1 protein-coding gene is annotated in these 1,875 nt (G+C 48.9%); it reads left to right on the top strand.

Annotated elements, in window-relative coordinates; translation table 11 throughout:
- A partial coding sequence (locus tag V3Z67_RS17420) for a T9SS type B sorting domain-containing protein (protein ID WP_330444529.1) occupies positions 1 to 1,875 on the top strand: 1,875 nt, incomplete at both ends.

Genomic DNA, 1,875 nt, shown 5'->3' with positions numbered 1-1,875 from the left:
TTTGGCGTAGGACTGGGCTATACGGTAAACTACTATGAGCCGGGAGCTGCTACCCCAATTGCGAACCCATCGAGCTATGTGAACCCGTCTAACCCGTTAACCCTAACGGTAGAGGTAATCACCCTTGAAGGCTGTAAGAGCTATACGACACTAACCATCCGCGTGTTGCCACTGCCAACACCAAACACGGAGCCTGATGCTTTGGTATTGTGTGATGACAACGGTAATGGTGATGGAGTGGAAGAGTTTGATCTTACCCTTGCAGCAGCCGATATCATGGACAATGAGCCCAACTTAGTGTTAAGCTACCATGAGACTTATGAGGATGCCGATCAGGACATCAACCCTATCGCCGACCCGACAGCGTACGAAAGCGGTAACGCTATAGTATATGTAAGGGTAGAGGCCAACACAGGTAACCCTGATGATGCGGTATGTTACCAGATTGTAGAACTGGAACTTATTGTTAACCCGCTACCGGCACTTGGAGATGGCGGAACCATCCCTCCGTATGCTATATGTGAACAGAATACTGATGGCTTTGCCACCTTTATACTAAGCAGCCATATCCCTGAGATCTTACAGGGAGCCGATCAGGATCCTGCAGACTACCTTGTAAGGTTCTACTTTGATCAGGCGGCTTTAGATGCCGGTACGGCACTGCCGAACCAGTACACCAATCAGGTACAGACCAACCAGACGATTCTGGTATGGGTACAGCACATCGGGAGCGGTTGTATTATCACTGCTGATTTAGAACTGTATGTAGAGGAAGCAGCCATTGCTAACGCCCCTGTGGACCCTGTACTGTCTACCTGTGATGATGACGGAGACAACGACGGCATGCATGAGTTTGACCTAAGTGTGTTTGACACAGAGATACTGGGCACTCAGGACCCAACCGAATACAGTGTTGCTTACTATGAGACAATCGAGGATGCGGAAAGCGCCACCAATGCAATCGCAGACCCGGGCGTATATGTAAACAGCACATCCGATGTAATGACCATCTATGCACGAGTAACCAATGATGCTACCATCAGCGGCTGTCATGATATCACAGAGATCACCCTAATAGTGGAGCGACTACCGGAACCGGTAATCACCTCTGCAGACGGAAGTGATACGATCTGTGTGGATTACAACACCAATACTGTACTGAGAACCGTGACCCTTGAGAGTGGTATCCCTGCTGATATGGGCTATAGCTTCATCTGGTACTTAAACGGCACAGAACTGACGGACTATGACCCGGCATCACCAAGTTATGAGGCCAGTGCAGCGGGTGACTATACAGTAGAGGTAACAGGTCCTGCACCACTAAACTGTGTGTCCGACATCTCGGCCGCCTTTACGGTAATCCAGAGTGGTCCTGCGAGTCCTGTAGGCAACGGTTATGAAGTAACCAACTACTTTAGCGACAACCAGGTGATCACAGTATATGTTGAAGGTCACGGAGAGTATGAGTACAGGCTTGATGAAGACGGCATGTGGCAGAGCAGTAATGTGTTTACCGATGTACCTGCCGGTACCCACACGGTATATGTAAGAGATGTTAAAACGGACTATGCGTGTGACCAGATCGCTATAGAAGGCGTAAGTTTAGTGGACTACCCACATTACTTTACCCCTAACGGTGACGGTTACCATGATACGTGGAACATCATCGGGCTGAACCAGCCTGATGCTAAGGTGTACATCTTTGACCGTTTTGGTAAACTGATCAAACAAATCAGTGCCACAGACGAAAGCCAAGGATGGGACGGTACTTACAACGGTAACCCGTTACCGGCAACGGACTACTGGTTTAGTGTAACCTACCGTGAACTGGTAAACGGAGAACCTGTAGAGAAAGAGTTTAAAGCTCACTTCTCA

It is taken from the genome of Flavobacterium sp. C4GT6 (assembly GCF_036347315.1).
In the GTDB taxonomy this organism is placed as follows: Bacteria; Bacteroidota; Bacteroidia; order Flavobacteriales; family Flavobacteriaceae; genus Flavobacterium.
The sequence above is the reverse complement of the archived record's forward strand: the minus strand, read 5'-3'. Positions and strand labels throughout refer to the sequence as shown.